The sequence below is a fragment of the Streptomyces sp. NPDC027962 genome, from assembly GCF_055566095.1.
Genome location: NZ_JBVHTA010000028.1, coordinates 81427 through 104567, shown reverse-complemented (window position 1 = coordinate 104567; position 23141 = coordinate 81427). Strand labels below are relative to the sequence as shown.

Sequence of the window (23141 nt, the reverse complement as noted above, 5' to 3'; positions counted from 1 at the left end):
CGGCGTTCGTGATCGGACAGCTCCAGAGGCAACGGCTTCGGACCAGGCATCACCCCACCCTACAACCGCAAGCGAACTAACGACTCAGGACACTACAGCCTCAATGAGGACAACTTCTGCGTGGAGATCGCGCAGTTCCCGGTTGAACGCACCGGTGTCCGCGACTCCAAAGTTCCCTCCGGTCCTGTGCTGCTCATGCCGACCACGCAGTGGACCGCGTTCGTCCAGCACCTCAAGAGCGTCTGACGACGGCGGTCTCAAGCACACAGCCCCACCCTTCTCTCCTACCGCCCCTGGCCCGTCCGCCGCTGTCCTTCGGCCGGTGGAACCGCCACATGCGGAGGCTGCACCGCGGGATGACGAAACGGCGCGCGGGATGGACGACGGGCCCGTTCGAGGTCCTCGGCTTCACGTCCTGCTGGCGTGAGCTGGGAGCGTCGCTTCTGCTCGTCACCAATTTGCTGGACCTGTCCGCGCAGCTGCACGGCGCGTGCGCTCGCGCGGGCCGCTTGGTCGCGTGCGTAGTGCTGATCCTCCTCGATGGCGCGGCGTGCCCGGTCGATCTTCTCGGGCGGTGCTCCTTCCTGGACCAGCCGCTGGACGACGTCGAAGGGCCCGACCGCCGGCGCTGGGGGAGCGCCCGCCAGGCGGCGAGCGGCCTCCTGCGCGCGGGCGAGGCGGGCGGCGCGTTGTGTGATGTCCTGCTCGGTCAGCAGTCGCAGAGGCAGCGGCGTCTCCAGCGTCAGAGGCGCCACATGCTGCGGTTCCGGGGCTGCGGCGCTCACTACAGCGACGCCCTGGGTTCCTTGGCCGCAGCCGCGGCCGGTACGGCCACGCTGGGCGCCGGTGCCATCTGCTGCGGCACGGCCGCCTGCGTGACGCCCGGCGGCAGAGTAACGGCAAGGCGGCCGCCGTGGACGGCGGCGAGGTCAGCCAGGGTCTTCAACGCGGCGATGTCGGCCGGGGCGAAGCGGCCCTGCTGCTCCAGGGCTTTCATGACGACCGCGTTGGCTCCATGCGGTCAGGATCTGCGCATGCGCCTGCTCAGCGGTGTCAGTGGCGTGGACGCGGCCGCCGTCGGCGAGCATCCGCAGGGCCTGCTCGCGAGCCCCGTCGCGCCAGACTTCCAGGGCAAGGGGCTCGGCGGCGTCCTTCTGGCGGCGGTTGGTGTGCAGGACGGTGCCGCGGACCAGCCGGTGGATCTCCTCGAATCCGCCGCCAGGCCCGGTCGCCTGCAGCTGCTGCGGGTCGCCGACACCGATGACCTTCGTGCCCGTGGCGGCCGCGACGGTCAACAGGCGTGCCAGGGAACGGTCGTCGGTCATGACCGCTTCGTCGAGGACCAGGACGTCGACGCCGCGCAGCCCGGCGCCGCTCTCAATGCGCTGCAGCCAGGACGCCACGGTGCCCACGGGGATGCCGGAGCCCTCGAACAGGTTCTGCGCGGCCACGGCGGACAGCGAGGCGCCCGCGTAGGTCATGCCGACGGCGTCCCAGCCGGTGCGACAGGCCTCCATGAGCGAGGTCTTGCCCGACCCGGCGACGCCGACAACGGCGTCCACGCCGTGACCGGCGGTCAGTAGCCGGTCGCCGTAGCGATCGGCCTGGGACCATCCCCGCGGGTGCGGGGAGCAGCCCGGGAACCTGCTGCCCGATCGATTCGAACAGGGACCATCCCCGCGGGTGCGGGGAGCAGGCCGCCCGGATCTCCGCCTTGAGGATCCGGGAGGGACCATCCCCGCGGGTGCGGGGAGCAGAGTTGGGGCACTCATGTCCGGGCATGATGCGAGGGACCATCCCCGCGGGTGCGGGGAGCAGCTGGTGTACGCGTCCCCGGCATCACGGGGACCGGGACCATCCCCGCGGGTGCGGGGAGCAGAGACTGCTGTAAAGAAGGCTTCCCCTAACGGCTCGGTCCGCGATTGATGGTGGGCGTAACTCCGTCTCGGGGACAGCTGATCTGGGGTGTTGCGACGACCGTTGATCGGTCCGGGGTGTGTTGTGATGTGCGGTGCTCGGGGATATTCGCTGGTCGCTGCTTGCTGGTGGTGTTCATACTGCCGCAATGGATCCGGTGACTCTTGAGACCGACCGTCTGGTACTTCGGGCCTTCACATCTGCCGACGTGGATGCGGTGTACGAAGCCTGCCAGGACGAGGACATTCAGTTCTATACGCCGGTGCCGGTGCCGTACCGGCGTGCGGACGCGGAGAAGCGCATCGGCGAGGAACTGCCCGCGGGCTGGGCCACGGACAAGAGCTACACTCTCGGCGCCTTCCGTAGGGATAGTGGCGCCCTTGTCGGCTCGTACTGCCTGTTCATCATCAGTTCGGGCGTCTACGAACTCGGTTACTGGGCGGTCAAGGAACAGCGCGGACGCGGGTACTCGGTGGAGGCCGCTGGGGCCCTGTGCGACTGGGGCTGGGCCACCCTCGACGTCCACCGCATCGAGTGGTGGGCCATGGCCGGGAACACCGGCTCGCGTGCCGTCGCCGAGAAACTCGGCTTCACCGTCGAAGGGACACTGCGCAATCGCGGCATCGCCAACGATGGCAAACCGCACGACTGGTGGGTGGGCGGACTGCTGAGGCCCTGATGCTCGGGCCGGTGCTTCGCCGGCTGCGTTTGCTCTTCTGCAGGGAAGTTCCCAGCTCGGACAGTTCCCGCAGAAGAGCCACACCCATTGATCACCGGCGGGCAGCCGTGACGTGGCAGTGGCCGCACGGGCTCTTCGAGTGTGACCAAGAAGTGGGCCCGTGCGGCCTTGACCCATCCTGCCTTCTGCGGCGTCTCGCGTGCACATCTCGGCGATTTGATCGAAGAGTTGGCCGATCTGTGGCTCGCCCGGTGCGAGTCGGAGCTCCGTGAGCGGCGTGGTGCCGGGCGGCAGCGGGAGGCCGGTGCCGGCCCGAAGCACGACCTGGTCTTCACCGACCGCCTGCTCGTCACCCTGGTCCACCTACGCACCGGGCTCCCGCACGCCGCGCTCGCCGAGCTGTACGGCATCGCCCGCTCCACGATCTCCCGCGCCATCGGGGAGATCCGCCCGTTGCTGGCCGTGCGTGGCTTCGCAGTCCCCGACCACTCCGGCGTGCGACTTCGGACCCTGGCGGACGTGTTCGCTTACGCCGAGGCCGCGGGGATCCGGTTGCGGATCGATGGCGCCGAGACCCAGGTTCGCCGCCCGAAGGCAGGCAGGCCCGGACGGCGGGCCTTCGTCTCCGGCAAGAAGAAGCAGAACACCATCAAGACCACCACCATCAGCGACGGCCAGGGCCGTCTGCTGTGGTCGGGAGCGGACCGCCCGGGCCGCATGCACGACCAGACCGCGATGCGCACCGAGGGTATCGCCGAGCAGTTCCGGCTCAACCCGAAGGTGACGGCCGAGGTCGACGAGGGCTACCGGGGGCTGGCCAACGAGTTCCCCGACCAGATCAGTGCCCCTCCGAAGAAGCCGAAGGGCGACGCGCCGCTCGGCGAGCAGTACGCCTGGCGGGAGATGCGCCGACGGCAGTCCTCGGAGCGGATCTGCGTCGAGCACACCAACGCCGAATTGCGTCAGTGGCGCCCTCTCCAGCGCTACACCGGCTCACGCGAGGACTACGCCGCGACCCACCAGGCGATCGCTTCATTGGTTTCGGACCGTGCGGCTCGCCGACCGACCCGCCGCAAGCCGAGCACCGAGCTCGTGCCCGCCCGGCAGGCCGCCTGCTGATCAACCACCAGCCGACCCGCCAGGCCGGCACGCCCAGACCTCAATCGCGGACCAAGTCGTAAGAGCGCTTCCGTCCGTTCGCCCTGCTGCACGAACACCGGACGGATGCGCCAGGGGGAGATGCCGCCGGCGAGGCCCGGTTCGACCCGGCAGGCTCGATCAGAGTGACCGCCCACGCGCTCCGAACGACTCAGCCGTACCTGGCCGGAGCAGCATCCGGGCGCCACACGTGGCAGAAGGGCATCGTCACAGCCACCGGACCTTCCGCGTCACCCGGGTCACGACCGTCGCGTAGCCGACGCCGACCACCAGGGAGGCGAACAGGGCGGTGAGGGGGAAGTCCTCCTGGAGGTAGGGGTAGACCTGGTAGTGCGTCAGGTAGAGGTACAGCGAGCTGCTCGCCAGAATGCCCGCGAGCGCGTTGATCGGGCCCAGGCTGGGCAGGGCCGGTACCCAGATCAGCAGCGCCAGCCCAACGAGCACGGTGGCCGTACGCAGGGGCTGGTCGTGGAAGAGGCCGGGCACGGTGAGCAGCAACACCCCCGTCAGCAGGGCCCGTTGCCGCACGCTGTCGGCCCGTGCGGCAGCCCACCCCAGCGTGAACAGCCAGAAGACCACACTGGGGCTCAGCTGGGGGCGGGCGGACGCCAGATCCAGCAGGTCGTAGCGGCCGACCAGGCCGACGGCCGTCAGCGCCAGCGGCACGCCGAACGTGTACCGCCGCTCCAGCCGGTCCAGCAGCGGTACGGCCATGAGGGCGGCGAGGACGACGAGGAAGTAGACCAGGGCCTCGACGAACCAGTACGCCCAGTCGAAGCGGTCGTTCCCCTGGGAGAACAGGCTGTTGAGGAGTACGGCGTTGGCCGGGTCGTAGAAGTCGGTCAGGAGCACCGCGCCGGTGATCCACACCATGCTCGGTACGGCGATTCGGGCGATGCTGCGCCACAGGCGCCGTACGCGCTCGCGACGTGCGGCGTCGGTCAGCTGGAAGCGGGCGAAGTTGTAGCCCGCGACGCAGAGGAGGATGTGGGCGAAGCCCTTGATGTCGTAGATCTTGATGTGCGAGCCCATGATGAGGACGATCCCGGCCGCGCGCAGGGCAATGCCGGTCTCCAGGGTGCGGCGGTTCGTCCAGTACTCCCGGGTCGTCCAGGACCGCAGCGTCTTCCGGCGACCCGTGGCCGGCGAGGCTCGCCGTGGCTCCGGTCCGTCCTGTCCGTCCGACCGCTCCGGCAAGGGTGCCGCAAGGGCCCGGAGTTCGCGGATCGTCTTCGTGTGCCAGCCGGTGGGCAGGTGGCCGAGCGCATCCTCCAGGTGCAGCGACATCTCGACGTAGCTCAGTGAGTCGCCGCCCAGGCTGACGAAGCTGCTGTCCTCGGTGACCTCGGCGTCGGCGTGGTCGAGGATCTCCGTGTAGAGACGGAGGAGATCCAGACCGGGGTCGGGTTCCGGCGCGGTCTCGGCCTCGGGGCGCGTCAGTTGCCGTACGGCCTCGTAGTCGGGTTTGCCCGTGGCCAGGCGGGGGAGTCGGTCGAGGATCTGGACCCGTACGGCGCGGGACGGGAGCCCGCACTCCTCGGCGACCAGCCGCCGGATCCGTGCTGCCTGCTGACCGTCGCTCCCGAGCGCGGCCACCGCGAGCGCCTCCCCGTCTCCCGCGCAGTACGCGGTGACGCCGTCGTCCGCCAGCAGGGACTCGACGCGCTGCGGGTCGATTCGCAGCCCGAGGATCTTCGCGAAGCGGCTGCGGCGTCCGACGATCTCGTACAGCCCGTCGGACGCGCGCCGGGCGAGGTCCCCGGTGTGCAGTTCATGCACGGTCCGGCCGAGGGCGAGATCGGCGGGGGTCTCGGCGTATCCGAGCATCACGTTCGGCCCCGAGTAGACCAGTTCACCGATGTCCGAGCCGGTGTCTGGACCGGAGCCCGGGCCGTGGTCGTCGAGCGGCTGCAGCCGGATGGAGCCGCCGGGTATCGGTACACCGACGGCCTCGGGTCGCTCGGCGGCGAGCTGTGGCGGGAGGTAGGCCATACGGGCCGTGGCCTCGGTCTGGCCGTACATGACGAACAGCTGCCATCCCGAACGATGCCCCAGCTCGGCGTAACGGGTCACGTGTTCGGGCGTGAGCCGGCCCCCGGCCTGCGTGACGCGGCGCAGGTGCGGCAGTTCCATCCGTTCGAAGCCGACCCGGTCGAGCAGGTCGAACGTGTACGGCACGCCCGCCAGCGAGGTGCCGCGGGCGGCGCGGAACTCGTCCCAGAAGGCCGTGTCGGACACCGACCGCGCGGTGAGCATCAGCGAGGCGCCGCGGAGCAGGTGGCTGTGGATGACGGACAGGCCGTAGCAGTAGTGCATGGGCAGCGTGGTGGCTGCCCGGTCTGTGTCGTCGATGCCGAGGTACGTGGCGATGGACTCCGCGTTGGCCTGAAGGTTCTCGTGGGAGAGCCGCACCAGCTTCGGCGAGCCGGTCGAGCCGGAGGTGCTCAGCAGTAGGGCGAGGTCCGGGTGGAGGGTGTGGGCGCTGTCGCGGTGCCGTTCGTCGAGGATCCATGTGCCGTCCGCGTCCGGGCGGGCCACGACGTCGGGGGCGTACGCCTCCGAGAGTGAGCGGATCGTGCTCTCGCTGTCGCCGGGGACGAGCAGGACGGGGTGACCGGCGGACAGGGCGGCCAGATGTGTGACGATCGCGTCGGCCCGATTGGCGCCGGCCAGCAGAACCAGTCGCCGTCCGGGCCCGAGGCGCTCGGCGGTGGTGGCCACCCGGTCGGCCAGCTCGCGGTACGTCAGCTCTCCTTCCGGCGTGATGAGCGCGACGCGGTCGCCGTACGCCGCGAGTTCGCGCGCGAACCGCACGCCGCAGGGCCGGGCTGCCGGCACCGGAGGCGAGCCCGGGGCGGCGGGCAGCCGGAGTGAGCCCGTCGCGTGGGGAGCGGGATCGGGGGAGGGGACGGACGAGGGAGCGGGGGACGGGGCCGGGAGGAACCCGGAGGGGTGAAGCACGGGTGTGCCCTTTCCGCGGGCAGCCTCCGCATCAGCACGGAGCCCTTGACGTTTAGGTTAGCTTTACCTTATTCATTGGATGGTCATAATCAAGCCACAGGACGATCACAGAGTCGCTTCGCCCGTCGCACCTGCGGCGGCGCCGGGGCGAGCCCTGCAGGAAGGCACACAACACATGCGACGCCCCTCGGTTCGCCGGACGATCGCGCTGGTCACAGCAGGTCTGCTGCTCCCTGCCCTCGCGGCGTGCGGCTCCGGCGACAAGGACAGCGGCGACCAGAGCGGCAGCTCCTCACTCGTCATCTACTCCGGCCGCAACGAGAAGTTGGTCAAGCCACTTCTGGACAAGTTGGAGAAGGCCGTCGGTGCCGAGGTCGAAGTGCGGTATGGCGACAGCGCTGAGCTCGCCGCGCAGATCCTGGAGGAGGGCGACCGCACCAAGGCCGGGCTGTTCTTCTCCCAGGACGCCGGCGCGCTGGGCGCCCTGTCCAAGGAGGGCGTGCTGCAGAAGCTGCCGTCGGCCACCCTCGACAAGGTCGACGACAAGTACCGGGGCTCCGGCAGTGACTGGGTCGGCCTCTCGGGACGCGTCCGCGTCATCGCGTACAACCCGGACGAGGTCGCCGAGGGTGACGTCCCGGACGGCGTGTTCGACGTGGTCGAGCCGGAGTGGAAGGGCAAGGTCGGCTACGCGCCCACCAACGCCTCCTTCCAGGCCTTCGTCACCGGCATGCGGGTCCTGGAGGGCGACGACGCGACCCGCGAGTGGCTCAAGGGCCTGAAGGCCAACGGCAAGACGTACGCCAACAACCTCGCCACCCTGGACGCCGTTGAATCCGGCGAGGTCTCCCTCGGCCTGGTCAACCACTACTACTGGTACGAGCGGGTCGCCGAAAAGGGCGAGGAAAAGGTCGGCGCCAAGCTCCACTTCCTGCCCGGCGGGGATCCGGGCGCGCTGATCAACGTCGCCGGCGCGGGCATTCTCAAGGACAGCGGGCAGAGCGAGACCGCCCAGAAGGCCGTCGACTTCCTGCTGTCGAAGGAGGCGCAGACCTACTTCGCCGACGAGACCAAGGAGTACCCGCTGGCCGCGGGCGTCACCACCGACGTGAAGGACCTGCCTCCGCTGGAGTCGCTCGAGTCCCCCGACATCGACCTGGGCAAGCTGGAGTCCCTCCAGGAGACGCTGGCCATGCTCCAGGACGTCGGACTGGTCTGACCCGCCGTGCGCACATCGCTGTCCACCTCGCGCCCGGCCGGAGCTTGCGCCCCGGGCGGGCGCGACCGCGGGGCGGACCGGGGCCCGTCGGCCCGCGCACCGCGCAAGCGCGGCAGGACCCGTACGCCACGAACCGCGCGTACGGCCGGCCGGAGGCCCCCTCTGGTCCTGCTCGTCCCTGCCTGCCTGGCCGCCCTCTTCGCCCTGCTGCCCATCGGCTACCTCGCCGTACGTGCCCTGGAACGCGGGCCGGCCTTCGCCTGGGACATCGTCTCCGACGAAGACACTCTGAACCTCCTCGGCCGCAGCCTCGGGCTGACATTCGTGGTCGTGGCGGCCAGCCTGGTGCTGGGCGTCTCGCTGGCCTGGCTGACCGTGCGCACCGCGCTGCCCGGAGCCCGCGCCTGGTCGGTGCTGGCCACGCTGCCGCTGGCGGTGCCCAGCTATGTCGCCGCGTTCGCCTGGCTGTCGGCCGCGCCGGGGCTTGCCGGGTTCGGTGGCGCCGCGCTGGCCCTGACGCTGGTCAGCTTCCCGTACGTCCATCTGCCGGTCGCCGCCGCACTGCGGGGCATCGACCCGGCACAGGAAGAGGCCGCACGCTCCCTCGGGCACGGACCGCTGCGGACGTTCGTCCGGGTCACCCTCCCGCAGCTGCGACCGGCGGCCGCGGGCGGGGCGCTGCTCGTCGCGCTGTACGTGCTCTCCGACTTCGGCGCGGTGTCCCTGATGCGGTACGACACCTTCACCCGCGCCATCCACACCTCCTACCGTGCCTCGTTCGACCGGACACCGGCCGCCGCGCTCAGCGTGGTGCTGGTCGTGATGACGATCGCGCTGGTCGCCGCGGAGGCCCGTACGCGAGGACGCGCCGGGCACGCCAGGACCGGCACGGGCACCGCCCGCCCGGCGATCCCGGTCGCCCTCGGCCGGTGGCGGCCGGTCGCCCTGCTGTGGTGCGGGGCGGTGGCGGCCGTCGCCGTCGTCTTCCCACTGGGCACCCTCGCGTACTGGCTGGCCGTCGGCAGCTCGGCCACCTGGGACCCGGACACGCTCGCGCAGACGGCCTGGACCACGTTCGGGGTCGCGGCGGCGGGCGCGGCTCTCACCACCCTCCTTGCCCTGCCGGTCGGGGTGATCGCCGCCCGGCACCGGGGGCGCGGCTCCCGCCTGTTGGAACAGGCGGCGTACGCGGGGCACGCGCTGCCCGGTATCACGGTCGCACTCGCCCTGGTGTTCTTCGCCGTGCGCTACGCGTACCCGCTGTACCAGCAACTCCCGCTGCTGATCTGCGCGTACGCCGTGCTGTTCCTGCCGGTCGCGGTGGCCGCCACCCGCGCGGCCGTGCTGCAGGCGCCGCCCGTCCTGGAGGAAGTGGCCCGGTCACTCGGGCGACGGCCGTGGCAGGTGCTGCGCGAGATCACCGTGCCGCTGGCCGCGCCCGGCGTGGCCGCCGGGGCCGCGCTCACCTTCGTGGTCTGCATGAAGGAACTCCCCGCGACCCTGCTGCTGCGCCCCACCGGCATGGACACGCTCGCCACCCGGCTGTGGACGGAGACCGGCGCCGGATCCTTCGCCGCCGCCGCCCCCTACGCCGCCACGCTGATCCTGCTGGCCGCAGTCCCCTCGTACCTCCTAGGCAGGCACAGGTCATGAACGAACTGCACGTCGAAGGGCTCACCAAGTCCTACGCGGCCGGGGAACCGATCCTGCGGGGTCTCGAACTCACCGTCCCCGCAGGCGCGTTGGCGGCCGTCCTCGGCCCCTCCGGCTGCGGCAAGACCACCATGCTGCGCATCGTCGCCGGATTCCTGCGCGCCGACGCGGGCACCGTGCGACTCGGAGACCGGCTCCTGACCGGGCCCGGCGTCCACCTGCCGCCGGAGCGGCGCCGGATCGGCATCGTCCCGCAGGAGGGCGCTCTCTTCCCCCACCTGAGCGTGGCCCGCAACGTCGCCTTCGGACTGACCGGCGTCGACCGGGCCGAACGGCGGCGCCGCGCCGAGGAGATGCTGGAGCTGGTCGGCCTCGCCGGATACGGCGGCCGTATGCCGCACGAGCTGTCCGGAGGCCAGCAACAGCGCATCGCCCTGGCCCGAGCGCTCGCGCCCCGCCCCCAACTCGTACTGCTCGACGAGCCGTTCAACGCTCTCGACAGCGCACTGCGGGCGGGAGTGCGATCGGACGTGCGGGCAGCGCTACGGGCGACGGGCGCCACGGCCGTGCTCGTCACCCACGACCAGCAGGAGGCCCTGTCCGCCGCCGACCTCGTCGCCGTCGTTCGGGACGGCCGAGTAGCACAGTGCGCCACCCCGCAGGACCTCTACCAGCACCCCGCCGACCCCTGGATCGCCGACTTCGTCGGCGACGCGGTCCTGCTCCCCGGCACCGTTTCCGACGACGGCACGGCACTGACCGCCCTGGGCGCCGTACCCCTCGCCGCCCCGCCCGACGGCCTGCGCGCCGGCACGGTCCTGCTCCGCCCGGAACAACTCCGCCTCACCGGCGCGGACTCCGACGGCTCGGTCCGGGGCACGGTGACCGACGTCTCGTACTACGGCCACGACGCCATGGTCATCGTGGCCGTCCCGGGCCACGACACCCCTGTCGGCATCCGTGTCGCGGGCGCGGTGTCCGTCGGCCCGGGGGAGGAGGCGGGCATCTGCGTGGTGGGGGAGGCGGGCTTCCACCCGTAGGGGGTGCAGACGCGGGGGTCGGCGGCGGGAGTGGTGAACGCCGACCAGGCGTCGGCAAAGACGGCGAGGGGCTCACGCTGCGTGCGAGCACCTCACCGAGCGGCCGCCCCAACCGCCTGGCCGGCCAGGCCGACGGCTGGTTGCGCAGGCGCCTCTCCGGAGGCGCGGCGGAACGGGGCGCTGCCGCTGCACCGTCCGGCGCGGCCGGAGCAGCGGGAAGGTTCAGCTGGGCGCGGACCCGCTGGGTGTGCGTTTCCGGAGTGCTTGTCCACCGAGCGGAGATGTCCGAGGAAGGACATCGCGTCTGGCGCCTCGGCCGCCTTTCGCCAGAACGGAAGCCCCGCTTCGAACTCCGCCACCAGCCGCGCCTTCGGCTGCTCGGCGCCGCCGGGCAGCTCCAAGGTCCAGCGCGGGCGTCCGCCGGAGACGCGCAAAAACCTACGAGACGGGCTCCCTGCGCCGGTATTGTCCGGATCAGGTGATGGGGGTCGTCTTCCGGTCTCTCGACCTTCAGACCTCTCAGCCCAACCGTCGACGTCGGCCCCGGCGGTACAAACCCATCCGCCAAAGTCGGCTACTCCGGTTGAACTCCCTCGCTCGCCCCGTAGGCCACTTCCCAGACTAGCCCTCTGCGCCCTGAGTGGAAAGGGGTGAATCGTCGGATTTGTCTCGGCGGCCGCCGGAGCCGATCTCGATCATCTGTTCGAGGGTGTCACTACGGGCAACACCGGGGGATCGAGATCGCCGGCCAGGACCGGGCGCCCTGCAGTCGGAGCCGGACTCGAACCGGCACGGGGCGCTCACCTGCGAGGTCAGGACCGGCCGGGCGTACGAGACGAAGCTCGTCCACGATGAGGGCGAGCGGTGGGCTCTGCTCGGCCTTGGAGTGACGACTCCATGAGCCTGTGGCGGCGGATGCGAGGAACGGCATGAGCACCACAGAGCTGTCCTGGTTCAAAAGCAGCGGCAGCTCCGGCGACCACTGCGTCGAGCGACCACCCCCGAGACGATCCACGTCCGGGAACGCCCGGAGCGGTCCTGCGGATCGAGGTGTCCGACCCGCGGGGCGAGCGGCGGCCGCCCGCCCCGGGCACCCTGGCCGCACCCGGCCCGGCAGACGACTCCGGGCGCGGTCTGCTCCTCGTCGAGGCGCCGGCAGACGGGTGGTGCGTACTCGACCGCGTGCGCGTGGGGAAGACGGTCCAGGCCGAATTCGACCTTTAAACCGGTGTCGGGGAGCCGGGTCGTCTCCCTAGACTCGGCTCGCGCGGTGCACACGGCATCGCAGCGCGTATCGACATGTGTCGACGAACGCGCATTGATGAAAGAGGGGAGCTCGATCATGTGTTGTCGCCATGCAGCCGTTGCTCCCCGGTCGCGCTTCGACGTGATCCTGGTGTCTTCGTCCACCCGGTGCCGGCTGCGCGGCCGCCACCGGAAGTCCGTGACGAACGCCTGAAGTCTCCTCCGCCTGCTTGCTTGCCTACCCGGCACCGCGGCCGACGTGTCGCCGCACCGCGTGCCGCGCCGGGGGCCTGCCGCAGGCGCACGACCGAGCTGCCTCGTCTGGGAATTGCGCTGCCCTGCCCACCAACACCCGAAAGGCCATGGGCCGTGCGTACCGACCTTCGACACCGTTCCGCCAGCCAGCTGACCCGCGTCCGAAACCTGGGCATCCTCGCCCACGTCGACGCGGGCAAGACCACCGTCACCGAACGGATGCTGTATCTCACCGGCGCCACCCACAAACGCGGCGAGGTCCATGACGGGACGACCGTCACCGACTTCGACTCCCAGGAGCGCGATCGTGGCATCACCATCTTCGCCGCTGCGGTGAGCTGTGCCTGGGACGGGCACCGGATCAATCTGATCGACACACCCGGCCACGTCGATTTCTCCGACGAGGTGGAGCGGTCACTGCGTGTGCTCGACGGTGCGATCGCCGTGTTCGACGCCGTCGCGGGAGTCGAATCGCAGAGCGAGGCGGTCTGGCGACAGGCCGACCGGCACGCGGTGCCCCGGATCGCGTTCGTCAACAAGCTGGACCGTGCCGGAGCGGACCTCGACTCGGCGGTCTCGTCGATCAGGGAACGTCTGCACACGGTTCCGCTGGTCGTCCAGCTGCCCATCGGGCAGGAGGACGAATTCACCGGAGTGGTGGATCTGCTGCGTATGCGTGCGCTGATCTGGCGGGCCGGCGGCGGCACGTACGAGGAAGGTCCGGTGCCGGAAGCCCTGCGCGAAGAGGCGGAACGACGCCGTCGTCTGCTGGAGGAGACGGTCGCCGAACTGCACCCGATCGCGCTGGAGGAGTTCTGCGAGCGTTCCGCCCTGTCCGCGCAGACCCTGACCGGAGCGCTGCGCGACCTGACTCACAGCGGACAGGGCGTCGTGGTGCTGTCCGGCTCCGCGTACCGCAACTGCGGGATCGAGCCGCTGCTCGAGGCGGTGGTGGCCTACCTGCCCTCGCCGCTGGACGTGCCGCCGGTACGCGGCACCCACGGCGGCGCGGAGCAGGAACGGGAAGCCGACGAGGCCGCGGCGTTCGTGGGGCTGGTGTTCAAGGTGAACTCCACCAGCACCGGGCGGCTGACGTATGTGCGCGTGTACGCGGGAACGATCGAGAAAGGAGATGCCGTGCTGGACGTGGGCGCCCGCCGCTCGGAACGGATCGGCCGCATCCTGCGGGTCCAGGCCGACCGGCATGCGGAGACGGACCGGGCCGTGGCCGGGGACATCGTCGCCGTGGTCGGGCTGAAGGCTGCCCGTTCCGGTGCGACGCTGTGTGCGCCGGCCGCACCGCTGCTGCTCGAACCACCCACGGCGGCGGACCCGGTCGTCTCCGTCGCGGTGGAGGCTCGCAGGCGTCTCGACACCGAACGGCTGGCGTCGGCGCTGGCCCGGCTGGTGGAGGAGGATCCTTCCCTCACGGTACGTACCGATCCCGAGACCGGTCAGACGGTGCTGTCCGGCATGGGCGAGCTGCACCTCGAGGTCGCGGTGGAGAAGATCCGCCGCGCCCAGGGGCTGGACGTCGGCGTCGGCCGGCCGCAGGTGGCGTACCGCGAGACCGTTGCCCGCGGCGTGTCCGGGCTGGTGTACCGGCACGTCAAACAGGACGGCGGCGCCGGTCAGTTCGCCCATGTCGTGCTCGACGTCGAGCCACTGGAGCCGGACGGGGAGGGCTTCGTGTTCCGGTCGACCGTCACCGGTGGGCGGGTGCCGCAGGAGTACATCCGCGCGGTGGAGGCCGGGTGCCGGGACGCCCTCGCCGAGGGCCCCCTCGGCGGCCACCCGGTGACCGGGCTGCGAGTGACCCTGGCCGACGGGGCCACGCACTCCAAGGACTCGTCGGAGATGGCGTTCAGGACGGCGGGCCGGTTCGGGCTCCGGGAGGCACTGCGTGCGGGCGTGATGGCTCTGCTCGAACCGGTGGTCGAGGTCACGGTCACCGTGCCGGACGACGCCGTCGGCGCGGTGCTCGGCGACCTGGCGGCGCGGCGCGGCCGGGTGTCGAGCCAGGCGGCGCGGTCCGGTACGGCGGTGGTCACCGCGACGGTGCCACTGGCCGAGCTGTTCGGCTACGCGTCCCGGCTGCGCAGCCGCACCCAGGGCCGTGGAACCTTCACGACCCGCACCGTCGGCTACGCGCCGGCATCGGTGTCGGGCGGGACGTCGGCGTAGAACCAGGGACGTCGGCGTGGAACCGGCGACGCCGGCGCAGAATCAGGGACGGCCCCGTCTACGGGGGGCGGGGTCGTCCCGTAGGCGACCGGCGCCTGCCGCCGCGAGCCGGATCAGCAGGTGGGCGCGCCCGGGAGCCGGCACAACGAGGTGGTGCGGGCGCTGTCGCCGGTCCACAGGTAGGTGACGGTCACCCAGCCGTTGTCGTCCAGGCCGACGTTGTAGAAGGTGCCGTCGGCGAGATCGATGCCCGCCGGGTTGAGGACCCTGCGGCCGAACTCGTCGCGTCCGCCGTTGTAGCCGTCCTCGTACGCGGCCTGCGCCTCCGGCCTGCCCCGGGGGAGGTCCTTGAAGGTTTGGCGTACGGAGGCGGGGTTCCAGTGGTCGTCGCGGGTGTTCCACGGTCCCACGTCCCACACCGGCGCCGTCTCGCACCGCGCGGGGCCGCAGACCCGCACCGAGTACTCGCCGCTGCCCTTGGGCGACAGCCCGCGGCGGGAGGGCAGGGCGACGAAGTGGTCGTCCGGACGGATCACATGCCCGTTGGCGGTGGTGTGGCCCACCAGGCCCTCACGGGTCGCGTAGACGCGTGCCGTGTAGGGCGCGGCGGCTTCCGTGCCGGGCGTGGCCGTCGCCTCGGAGTACGCGGTGAGGCGCAGGGCCAGCACCGTGGGGTTCGCGCCGCCCGGCCCGCCTTGGAGGACGAGCCGTGCCTGCACGGCGGTGACCGTGCGCGGGAGTTCGGCCGGCGCGCCGGAGGTGGCCTCCCGCCATTCGGTCCAGGGGCCGCTGCCGTCTCGGCCGCGGACGTCGACGGCCACCCACGTCCCCGCAGGCAACTCGGCTTCGACGTCCGCCACGACCCAGTTGACTCCGTGGTCCAGGTGGCGTACCGCCAGTACGGCCGAGGCCTGGGCGCGTCCGGTGTCCGCGGAGGCGGGTCCGAGGGCGTTGTCGCGGATGCGCAGCGTGCCGTCCGGGTGGTGCTGGACGTTGGCGTCGTCGTCGGCGGTGTCGCTGCCGAGGTCCACCTCCCACGTCACACTCAGAGGGCCGTCGGCGGACGACGGCGCAACGGCGGACCCGGGCGAAACGGTCGAGCCGGCGGACGCGGCTCCCGAGCCCAGTGCCAGTGCGGTGAACGCCAGCAGCGACACCGCGCAGGCCGGCCACCGCCGTCTTCCGTCGCTCCGGGTGCGGCTCGTGACGCTTCCTCGGATGCCGCGCATGGCTCGGTTCCCTTCGCCGTGGTGGTGTGGCCGTGGTGGCTCCCTCGCGAGCTTGATCAGGGGCAGGATGACTCGTTACGTCCGCGAGGTCCTTCAGCGCCTCCGGCTCGGCGTGTCCCGCCCGGGTCGCCTCCCCACCACCCCCGTTCCTGAGCCGTCGTGAGCCGCCCGGGAACGCACACGTCCCGGACGGGGCGGCGGTCGGGCCGCGTGGTCGGAGCGGCGCCCGCGAGGGCCGCGGATGATGTCCGCGTACCGGTGGCCGCTGCCCTTGACGGTCCGCCGCCCCGGGGCGGGCCTCCCGCCCGGCGCCCCGCCCCCCACCCCTGTCACCGCTGGTCCGGGCGGCCGGTGAGTGGGACGCTGTGGGGGAAGGTGTCTGCCCGACGAGATGCGGGAGGGCCCGATGGGACGTGACGTCCCGGCGCTCGTCTTCACCCGTGACGATCGCCGCCGGTACCGGGACAAGATGCAGACGTGCCTCGACACGTTCGCGACGATGCTGCGCGAGGCCCGTTTCGAGTCGGAGCGGCCCCAGGTGGGTCTTGAGATCGAACTGAATCTGGTGGACGTCGCCGGGGAGCCGGCGATGAAGAACACCGACGTGCTCGAGGCCATCGCGGACCCCGCCTGGGACAGCGAGCTGGGCCGGTTCAACCTGGAGATCAACATCCCGCCGCGGAGACTCACCGCCGGCGGCCCCGACGCCTGGGAGCAGGAGATCCGGGACGCCCTGAACCACGCCGAGCGGCGGGCCTCCGGAATCGGGGCCCATCTGACCATGATCGGCATTCTGCCGACCTTGCGGCAGCGGGACGTGGGCGAGGCGGCGCTCTCGGAGAACCCGCGCTATCGGCTGCTCAACGAGCAGGTCTTCGCGGCCCGCGGCGAGGACCTGCGGATCGCCGTGGACGGGGTGGAGAGGCTGCGTACCTACGCCGACACGATCACCCCCGAGGCCGCCTGCACCAGTACGCAGTTCCACCTGCAGGTCTCCCCGGGCGAGTTCCCCGCCTACTGGAACGCCGCGCAGGCGATCGCCGGGGTCCAGGTCGCGCTGGCGGCGAATTCGCCGTTCCTCTTCGGCAAGGAGCTGTGGCGCGAGACCCGGATCCCCTTGTTCGAGCAGGCGACCGACACCCGCCCCGAGGAGATCAAGGTGCAGGGGGTCCGGCCGCGGGTGTGGTTCGGCGAGCGGTGGATCACCAGCGTTTTTGATCTCTTCGAGGAGAATGTGCGCTACTTCCCCGCCCTGCTGCCCCTGTGCGACGAGGAGGATCCGCGCGGGACGCTCGATGGCGGGGACACACCGGAGCTGGCCGAACTGACCCTGCACAACGGCACCATCTACCGGTGGAACCGCCCCGTCTACGCCGTCTCCCACGGCCGACCGCATCTGCGCGTCGAGAACCGGGTCCTGCCTGCCGGCCCGACCGTCGCCGACACTCTCGCGAACGGCGCCTTCTACTACGGGCTGACCCGCGCCCTGGTCGACGAGGAGCGGCCGATCTGGTCCCGGATGTCGTTCCAGGCCGCCGAGGACAATCTGCACGCCGCGGCGCGGCACGGCATCGACGCGGACCTGTACTGGCCGGGCATGGGCGAGGTGCCGGTGGCCGAGCTCGTACTGAGGCGTCTGCTGCCCATGGCCCATCGCGGTCTCGAGCTCTCCGGCATGGACGCGGCGTGGCGGGAGCCGCTGCTGGGGATCATCGAGCAGCGCTGCGTCACCGGGCGCAACGGCGCGGTGTGGCAGGCGGAGATGTACCACCACATAGACGCCACGAGCCGCGTCGACCACCACGAGGCGCTTCGGCTGATGACGCAGCAGTACATCGCCTACATGCACCTGAACGCGCCGGCGCACACCTGGCCCGTGGACTGAGTGTTCCCCGCTCGTGCTGTGGGGGACGGAGGCGACCTGCCCGGCAATGCTCCTCTATGTCCGGTATAGAGGTTTTTTCCCGCATTAAGTTTGTAAGTCGAATTGCCATGCATTCCTGTGAGTTGAAGCTCTTTGGGGGTTATGGGGCAACCCTGGAGGTTGCCCCGATCCCTCGTGATGTCGGTCACCTGGTCCGCTCTGTGCGGATACCGCCGCACGGGCCAGTTCCCGTTGCCTGGGCGGAATTTGAGCCTTTTGACGCGGCACTGACAATATGAATTGCCCGTCGGGGGGAGACGTCCGCTTTGTGATGTGGAATTCAGGACTTGTTTCGCCGGGATCCTCTCGCTTAACGTCACCGTCAATCCGGACGGACCGCCGAATCCTGCCGCCGTCCGGTTAAACCGCACCCACTCACGTACGGCAGGAGCGGGGGAACCAGGTAAGCCGCCGATCCGGAATCCCGGAACGGCTCGGGGTGAAGTCGCCATCAGATGCGACCGGGCATCTCCAGCCCGAACCCGACAGCTCACCTCGCAGGCGACGGAGAGGAATTCGCCATGCCCGCAAAGGGTAAGCACCGTCGTCCCAAGTCCCGTTCACTTACCCGCGGATTCGTCGCAGCGGGCACGGGCGGTGCCGCACTCGCCCTCCCCCTCATGGTCACCACCACTGCGCAGGCAGCGCCGGCCGCGCTGCCCGTGGCCGCGGAGAAGGCTGTCGCGCCGGTCACCGTGGCCGCTGCCGCGCAGGTCGCCGCACAGAAGTCCAAGGTCGTCACCTATTCCGTGGTCGCGGGTGACTCCCTTTCCAAGATCGCCACCAAGTATTCCCTGAGCGGCGGCTGGAAGGAGCTCTTCAATGACAACCGGAGAGCCATCGGTCACGATCCGGCACTGATTCACCCCGGTCTCGAGCTCACGATCGGCGCAAAGTCCCCGGCCAAGGAAAAGGCCGCGCCCAAGAAGGCCGACCGGGCCGCCGCGACCGACCGTGCGGACCGCTCGGAGCGGAAGACGGCCCCCGCCGCCAAACCCGCCACCTACGCGAACAACCTCGACGGCTGGATCAAGGAATCGCTGGCCGTCATGGCCCGGCACGGAATTCCGGGAACCTACGAGGGAATTCACCGCAACATCATGCGTGAGTCCTCCGGCAACCCGCGAGCCATCAACAACTGGGACATCAACGCCATCAACGGCACGCCCTCGAAGGGCCTGCTGCAGGTCATCCAGCCGACCTTCGACGCGTACCACGTCCCCGGCACGGCCAACGACCTGTACGACCCGGTCGCCAACATCACGGCCGCGTGCAACTACGCCGCCGACCGCTACGGCTCGATCGACAACGTGAACGGCCCCTACTGACGGGACCGTTGCACGGCCGGCAGGCCGCAACACTTCACCGGGCCGGAGCCCGGGGCGTCCGGCGGCGCCCCCGGTCTCCGGCCCGTTGGCCGTGCCCGGTCCTCAGCCGCGCAGGTTCTGAGTGAGCGTCAGGCACTCCGTGTCGGTGGTCACGGCTGGAGGCCGCAGCGATCTACCAGCCTGTGACCGGTAGTTGACCACCCAAGTTCGACCATGGGATGAGTACGAGGACCGGACGGCCTGAGTACCCGGCCCGATCCGCCGGCACGCCGCCACTGGTCGAATCGGAGCATGCTTCCTGAAGCCCTCCGCCACCCGCGCGTCCACACCGCCACCACCGCCGGTACGGCCCTCGCCGTGACGCTGCTCCCGCTCGCGGTCGGCATCCTGCTGGCCAAGGCGGCGGCCACGGACCCGATGACACCGGTGAACGCGATGATCACCAGCGGCGGCCATCGCGCCCGCGTCACCCGGGCCCAGTGGCGCGGCTGCGGCACAAGCGCCCTCCGCCGCTGCCGCGCGGCCCGCACCGCGGTCCGCGCCCGCCCCAGGCGCGGAGGTCGATAGGTCGACCGCATTGGTCTCGTACAGGTTCGTCGTCCATACTGCCCGCCGTGGAGCAGCAGATAGATCCGAAGACGAAGATCGAAATCGGCGTGGGGACGGATCCGGCGTTCATCCCGGGACTCACGGCGCCAGCGCCTGCCGTCAAGGACGGGGAGGAGGGGAAGAGGAAGGCTGAAGGGGCTGCGCCCGGGGCAGAGGGCGACGCCGCGCCCGAGGACGCCGTGCCCAAGGGCGCCGCGCCCGTAGAGGCAGCCGACGAGGCGGACGCACCCGCCGCGGATCCGGACACCGAGCCCGGCGATGACGCCGAGGGCGACGCCGCGGACGGGCCCGTCTTCGAGGCCCGCGACCGTCGCGGGTCGATCACCGCAGACCGTGCCGGCATCCGCTTCACCCTGGACGACCAGGAGGCGGACTTCCACTGGGACGAGATCGGCGCCGTCGAGGTGAAGCCCGCCCGCTTCGGGCGCCGGTTCGCGGTCACCGTCCATGTGGCGGCCAACCGGTGGTTCAACGCCGACGTCGAAGCGCCCGCCAGGAGCCGTCTGAGTGAGTGGACGGCGGAGCTCGACGCGGTCCTCGACGCCTACTTCGAAGAGTCCTGATCGCCGGCTGACCACGTCTGGGCGGGGCGACACAAGCTCGCCCAGGCGTGGTTTACGCCGTTTTGGGCGTTATGCCGCATAGCTTCGGTTTATGACAAAGCGACAAACGACCGTCCTCGGCTGCACGGCTCTGCTCGTCGTGTCCGGCCTCGGCGCCTCCGCCCCCGCCCATGCCTCCGTCACACACCAGGTGCAGCCCGGCCAGTCGATCCAGGCTGCCGTGAACGCCGCACAGCCCGGCGACACGATCAACATCGCCCCCGGCACGTACAAGGAAAGCGTCCGCATCACCAAACCCCGCCTGATCCTGCAGGGGGCGGGCTCGCGGACGGTGATCAATCCGGCGGCCAAGCCTGCGAAGACCGACTCCTGCGCTGCGGCCGGCAACGGGATCTGCGTCCTCGGCACCAAGGCGCAGCCGGTCGAAGAGGTCACGATCCGCTCGCTGCGGCTCAGCGGGTTCACCAAGAACGGCCTCTGGGCAGCCTGGACCGACCGGCTGACGGTGCGCCACGTCACCTCGGAGGACAACGGGACCTGGGGCATCGCGCAGGAGCGGTCCACCCGGTCGGAACTGCGGGGCAACCTCGTCCGCCGCAACGGCGACGCAGGCATCTTCGTGGCGAACACCGTCAGCGAGGAAGCCGGCGCCACCGACACCATGGGCACGGTCGTCAGCGGCAACCGCATGATCGGCAACCGCATCGGCACGACCGTCCGACGCGTGCGGAACCTGACGCTCCAGGGCAACGAGATCACCCAGAACTGTGCCGGCGTGTTCCTCGTCGGCGACGAGACGGTGCCCCGCGCGGGCGCGCTGACGGTTCGTTTCAACCACATCTACAGGAACAACAAGCACTGCGACGCCACCGCCCGGCTGCCCGAGATCCAGGGCACGGGCATCGTCCTCACCGGCACCGAGGACACCCTGGTCGAAGCGAACCTGGTCCATGACCACGTGGGCTCGGCACCGATGTCCGGCGGCATCGTGCTGTTCAAGAGCATCGTGGGCGCCGCCGGCACCGACAACGTCATCAGGCACAACCTGGTGACGGGCAACAGCAAGGCGGACCTGGCCAACAGGGACACCAAGGGCACCGGAAACGTCTTCGCCGGGAACATGTGCCGGGCCTCCGAGCCCGCGGGCCTGTGCTGACCGATCGGACGGAGCCCACCGGCCCTGCCCCCTCACGAAAGACTGAGACCGCATGACCACTGCAAGCGCAACACCTCAGACCGCCATGCGGCTGAGGGAACTCGTCTTCGGTGCGGCCTGCGCCGCCGCCGTACGCGCGACGGCCCGGCTGGGCGTCGCGGACGCCCTCGGTGACGCACCGGCGACCGCGGAGGAGCTCGCGGCACAACTGAAGGCGAATCCGAGGGCGTTGCGGCGGATGCTGCGCGCGCTGACCTGCTACGGGATCTTCGCCGAGGAGGACGGCAGGTTCGTCCACACCGAGATGTCCCGGCTGCTGCGCGAGGACGACCCGCACAGCCTCAAGTACATCGCCCTGTGGTGCACCGAACCCTGGACCTGGGATGCCTGGCCGCTTCTCGACGATGCGGTCAAGACCGGCCGCAGCGTCTTCGGCGGCCTGTACGGGAAGGAGTTCTTCGACTACCTGCACGAGGACGCCCACGAGTCGGCCCATGTCTTCAACCGGGCCATGACCACCTCCAGCATGCAGTCGGCGCGGGACGTCGCCGAACTGCTCGACCTGGAAGGGGTCAAGACCGTCGCGGACATCGGCGGCGGTCAGGGGCATGTGCTGGCGAGCCTGCTGGAGAAGCACCCCGGGATCACCGGGACACTGCTCGACCTGCCCCGCGTCGTCGCCGCCGCAGATCCCCGGCTGCTCGAGGGCGGCTCGCTCGCCGACCGGGTCAGCATCGTCCCCGGCGACTGCCGGCAGGCCATGCCGGTCGACGCGGACCTGTACATCATCAAGAACATCCTCGAGTGGGATGACGAGAGCACCCGCCGCACCCTCGGCAACGTCGTCGCCGCGGCCCGCCCGGGAGCCCGGGTGGCCGTCATCGAGAACATCGTCGATGACACGCCGTCGATGAAGTTCACCACCTCGATGGACCTGATGTTGCTGCTCAACGTCGGTGGCGCCAAGCACACCCAGGAGAGCATGACCAGCCGGATGACGGACGCCGGCCTGGTCATCGGCGACATCCGTCCCGTCAACGCCTATCTGCACGTCTTCGAGAGCGTGGTCCCGGGCTGAGCCGCCCCTGGCACTGCGCGCAAGCCGTCGGCCCCGCGGGTGATCCGCGGGGCCGACGGCTTGGGTGGTGCCGGACCTCAGGCCCGGTCGTCGCGCTGCCACGTGTAGAACTGCTGCGCCATGGCGTCCTTCGGGCTGCGCCAGGTCTGCGGATCGTACGCGGAGACGAAGGCGGAGAGCCGTTCGCTGACGTCCCGGAACTCCGGGTGCTCCGTCACCTTGGCGATCGCGGGACCGGGAGGCTGGTCCGACTCGATCAGATGGAGGTAGACGTCGCCGAACTGGAACAGGCTGCGCCGTCGGACCCCGACGAGGTGCGGCAGCTCACCTCTGTCGGAGGCCGCGAACACCTCGGCGATGTCGGGGGCGGAGCCCGGTGCCATCCGGGCGACGATCAGGGCTTGATGCATCGGGTGGTGTCCCTTCGGATGCCGTAGGCAGGGGCGTGTCAGACCGCGTTCACCGGGTCGGCGGAGTCGTTCGACGTGCCGCCGAGCCGGGCGCGCTGTTCGATCTTGTTCCGGATGAGGTCCATCTGGATCGGGGAGTTGCGGTTGATGTTGCCGGTCATCCACTCGTCGTCGACGGGGGCGTCCGGCTTCATCGCGAAGTCCTGCGTCCAGCGCATCCGCACACCGCGGGGTGTCTGCTCGTACTCCCAGCGGATGTTCATGTACTGGAAGGGACCCGTCTCGACGCGGCGGGCGGTGACCGTGAGCGCCGCACGGTCGGCGACGCGCTCGGAGACCCAGCTCCAGACGCTGCCGTTCTCGTCTGGGTACATGGTCAGCCGGAACACCGTCCGGTTGCCCTCGCGCTCCATCACCTCCACGGACGCGTACTCGCTGAAGAGCTGCGGCCAGTGGTCGAGGTCGTTGGTCACCTCCCACACGAGGTCGAGGGGCGCGTCGATGACGACTTCGTTCTCGGTGTGTCCGGGCAT

At 70.6% G+C, this 23141-nt stretch carries 20 protein-coding genes, 1 CRISPR repeat array and 1 riboswitch; of the genes, 13 read left to right on the top strand and 7 right to left on the bottom strand.

The features are described from left to right. Nucleotides 1–48: 48 nt before the first annotated feature. The gene (locus ACZ4SA_RS24575) at nt 49–246 is read left to right on the top strand and encodes a DUF397 domain-containing protein (protein ID WP_468278225.1); all 198 of its coding nucleotides are present in this window, start codon (nt 49–51) and stop codon (nt 244–246) included. Between the two features lie 38 nt (nt 247–284). On the opposite strand, the gene ACZ4SA_RS24570 is transcribed toward ACZ4SA_RS24575, so the two are convergent. Genes ACZ4SA_RS24570 through ACZ4SA_RS24560 form a run of 3 tightly spaced genes read right to left on the bottom strand, consistent with a single transcriptional unit; the run spans nt 285 to nt 1580 of the window. Next, nucleotides 285–785, bottom strand: coding sequence for a hypothetical protein (locus tag ACZ4SA_RS24570; RefSeq protein ID WP_468278210.1), 501 nt, complete (start codon nt 783–785; stop codon nt 285–287). After that, nucleotides 785–946: a hypothetical protein gene (locus tag ACZ4SA_RS24565; protein ID WP_468278207.1), complete on the bottom strand. Its 162-nt coding sequence runs from the start codon at nt 944–946 to the stop codon at nt 785–787. The genes ACZ4SA_RS24570 and ACZ4SA_RS24565 overlap by 1 nt, the downstream gene beginning before the upstream one ends. Further along, nucleotides 930–1580 carry an AAA family ATPase gene (locus tag ACZ4SA_RS24560; RefSeq protein WP_468278222.1) on the bottom strand — a complete coding sequence of 217 codons (651 nt, stop codon included), beginning with the start codon at nt 1578–1580 and terminating at the stop codon, nt 930–932. The genes ACZ4SA_RS24565 and ACZ4SA_RS24560 overlap by 17 nt, the downstream gene beginning before the upstream one ends. 26 nt (nt 1581–1606) lie before the next feature. Further along, nucleotides 1607–1879: direct repeats of the CRISPR family, unit length 29 nt; unit sequence GGGACCATCCCCGCGGGTGCGGGGAGCAG. 186 nt (nt 1880–2065) lie between these two features. On the opposite strand from ACZ4SA_RS24560, the gene ACZ4SA_RS24555 reads away from it, so the two are divergent. Both ACZ4SA_RS24555 and ACZ4SA_RS24550 read left to right on the top strand, forming a co-directional pair. After that, entirely contained in the window at nt 2066–2596 is a 531-nt protein-coding gene (locus ACZ4SA_RS24555; RefSeq protein WP_468278204.1) for a GNAT family N-acetyltransferase, read from the top strand. Nucleotides 2597–2737: 141 nt separating this feature from the next. Then, nucleotides 2738–3715 (top strand): transposase, encoded by a 978-nt coding sequence (locus ACZ4SA_RS24550; RefSeq protein WP_468278201.1) that lies wholly within the window; start codon nt 2738–2740, stop codon nt 3713–3715. A 246-nt stretch (nt 3716–3961) separates the two neighbouring features. Here ACZ4SA_RS24550 and ACZ4SA_RS24545 read toward each other — a convergent pair whose 3' ends face one another. Next, nucleotides 3962–6568: an AMP-binding protein gene (locus tag ACZ4SA_RS24545; protein WP_468278198.1), complete on the bottom strand. Its 2607-nt coding sequence runs from the start codon at nt 6566–6568 to the stop codon at nt 3962–3964. A gap of 322 nt (nt 6569–6890) precedes the next feature. On the opposite strand from ACZ4SA_RS24545, the gene ACZ4SA_RS24540 reads away from it, so the two are divergent. The 4 genes from ACZ4SA_RS24540 (at nt 6891) to fusA (ending at nt 14311) form a co-directional block, all read left to right on the top strand. Then, nucleotides 6891–7934 carry an iron ABC transporter substrate-binding protein gene (locus tag ACZ4SA_RS24540; RefSeq protein ID WP_468278195.1) on the top strand — a complete coding sequence of 348 codons (1044 nt, stop codon included), beginning with the start codon at nt 6891–6893 and terminating at the stop codon, nt 7932–7934. 6 nt (nt 7935–7940) lie between these two features. Then, a complete protein-coding gene (locus tag ACZ4SA_RS24535; protein ID WP_468278192.1) occupies nt 7941–9587 on the top strand; it encodes an ABC transporter permease in 1647 nt (548 codons plus the stop codon). Further along, entirely contained in the window at nt 9584–10627 is a 1044-nt protein-coding gene (locus tag ACZ4SA_RS24530) for an ABC transporter ATP-binding protein (protein ID WP_468278189.1), read from the top strand. The genes ACZ4SA_RS24535 and ACZ4SA_RS24530 overlap by 4 nt, the downstream gene beginning before the upstream one ends. 1614 nt (nt 10628–12241) lie before the next feature. Next, complete coding sequence (fusA, locus tag ACZ4SA_RS24525) at nt 12242–14311, top strand: elongation factor G (protein ID WP_468278186.1); 2070 nt, start codon at nt 12242–12244, stop codon at nt 14309–14311. Nucleotides 14312–14424: 113 nt separating this feature from the next. Here the strand turns inward: fusA and ACZ4SA_RS24520 are convergent, their stop codons facing one another. Beyond that, on the bottom strand, nt 14425–15540 hold the full coding sequence (locus ACZ4SA_RS24520; protein ID WP_468278184.1) for a hypothetical protein: 1116 nt from the start codon (nt 15538–15540) through the stop codon (nt 14425–14427). Nucleotides 15541–15946: 406 nt separating this feature from the next. On the opposite strand from ACZ4SA_RS24520, the gene ACZ4SA_RS24515 reads away from it, so the two are divergent. From ACZ4SA_RS24515 to ACZ4SA_RS24490, 6 genes are all read left to right on the top strand, one after another. Continuing rightward, complete coding sequence (locus ACZ4SA_RS24515) at nt 15947–17425, top strand: glutamate-cysteine ligase family protein (RefSeq protein WP_468278181.1); 1479 nt, start codon at nt 15947–15949, stop codon at nt 17423–17425. 397 nt (nt 17426–17822) lie between these two features. After that, nucleotides 17823–17983: riboswitch (cyclic di-AMP (ydaO/yuaA leader) on the top strand. A gap of 2 nt (nt 17984–17985) precedes the next feature. After that, nucleotides 17986–18792 carry a LysM peptidoglycan-binding domain-containing protein gene (locus ACZ4SA_RS24510; RefSeq protein WP_468278178.1) on the top strand — a complete coding sequence of 269 codons (807 nt, stop codon included), beginning with the start codon at nt 17986–17988 and terminating at the stop codon, nt 18790–18792. 291 nt (nt 18793–19083) lie between these two features. After that, complete coding sequence (locus ACZ4SA_RS24505) at nt 19084–19359, top strand: hypothetical protein (RefSeq protein ID WP_468278175.1); 276 nt, start codon at nt 19084–19086, stop codon at nt 19357–19359. 47 nt (nt 19360–19406) lie between these two features. Further along, nucleotides 19407–19964 carry a hypothetical protein gene (locus tag ACZ4SA_RS24500; RefSeq protein WP_468278173.1) on the top strand — a complete coding sequence of 186 codons (558 nt, stop codon included), beginning with the start codon at nt 19407–19409 and terminating at the stop codon, nt 19962–19964. 91 nt (nt 19965–20055) lie between these two features. After that, nucleotides 20056–21120, top strand: a complete 1065-nt coding sequence (locus ACZ4SA_RS24495) for a right-handed parallel beta-helix repeat-containing protein (protein ID WP_468278171.1) — start codon at nt 20056–20058, stop codon at nt 21118–21120. 52 nt (nt 21121–21172) lie between these two features. Then, on the top strand, nt 21173–22198 hold the full coding sequence (locus tag ACZ4SA_RS24490; RefSeq protein ID WP_468278169.1) for a methyltransferase: 1026 nt from the start codon (nt 21173–21175) through the stop codon (nt 22196–22198). 77 nt (nt 22199–22275) lie between these two features. Here ACZ4SA_RS24490 and ACZ4SA_RS24485 read toward each other — a convergent pair whose 3' ends face one another. Beyond that, nucleotides 22276–22608, bottom strand: coding sequence for a TcmI family type II polyketide cyclase (locus ACZ4SA_RS24485; RefSeq protein WP_468278166.1), 333 nt, complete (start codon nt 22606–22608; stop codon nt 22276–22278). 38 nt (nt 22609–22646) lie between these two features. Continuing rightward, nucleotides 22647–23141, bottom strand: a complete 495-nt coding sequence (locus ACZ4SA_RS24480) for an SRPBCC family protein (RefSeq protein WP_468278164.1) — start codon at nt 23139–23141, stop codon at nt 22647–22649.

Coding starts and splice junctions, on each gene's coding strand:
- ACZ4SA_RS24555 (WP_468278204.1), top strand. CDS start 2,066: ATGGATCCGGTGACTCTTGAGACCGACCGTCTGGTACTTCGGGCCTTC.
- ACZ4SA_RS24540 (WP_468278195.1), top strand. CDS start 6,891: ATGCGACGCCCCTCGGTTCGCCGGACGATCGCGCTGGTCACAGCAGGT.
- ACZ4SA_RS24530 (WP_468278189.1), top strand. CDS start 9,584: ATGAACGAACTGCACGTCGAAGGGCTCACCAAGTCCTACGCGGCCGGG.
- ACZ4SA_RS24520 (WP_468278184.1), bottom strand. CDS start 15,540: ATGCGCGGCATCCGAGGAAGCGTCACGAGCCGCACCCGGAGCGACGGA.
- ACZ4SA_RS24515 (WP_468278181.1), top strand. CDS start 15,947: ATGGGACGTGACGTCCCGGCGCTCGTCTTCACCCGTGACGATCGCCGC.
- ACZ4SA_RS24510 (WP_468278178.1), top strand. CDS start 17,986: ATGCCCGCAAAGGGTAAGCACCGTCGTCCCAAGTCCCGTTCACTTACC.
- ACZ4SA_RS24505 (WP_468278175.1), top strand. CDS start 19,084: ATGCTTCCTGAAGCCCTCCGCCACCCGCGCGTCCACACCGCCACCACC.
- ACZ4SA_RS24495 (WP_468278171.1), top strand. CDS start 20,056: ATGACAAAGCGACAAACGACCGTCCTCGGCTGCACGGCTCTGCTCGTC.
- ACZ4SA_RS24490 (WP_468278169.1), top strand. CDS start 21,173: ATGACCACTGCAAGCGCAACACCTCAGACCGCCATGCGGCTGAGGGAA.
- ACZ4SA_RS24485 (WP_468278166.1), bottom strand. CDS start 22,608: ATGCATCAAGCCCTGATCGTCGCCCGGATGGCACCGGGCTCCGCCCCC.
- ACZ4SA_RS24480 (WP_468278164.1), bottom strand. CDS start 23,141: ATGCCCGGACACACCGAGAACGAAGTCGTCATCGACGCGCCCCTCGAC.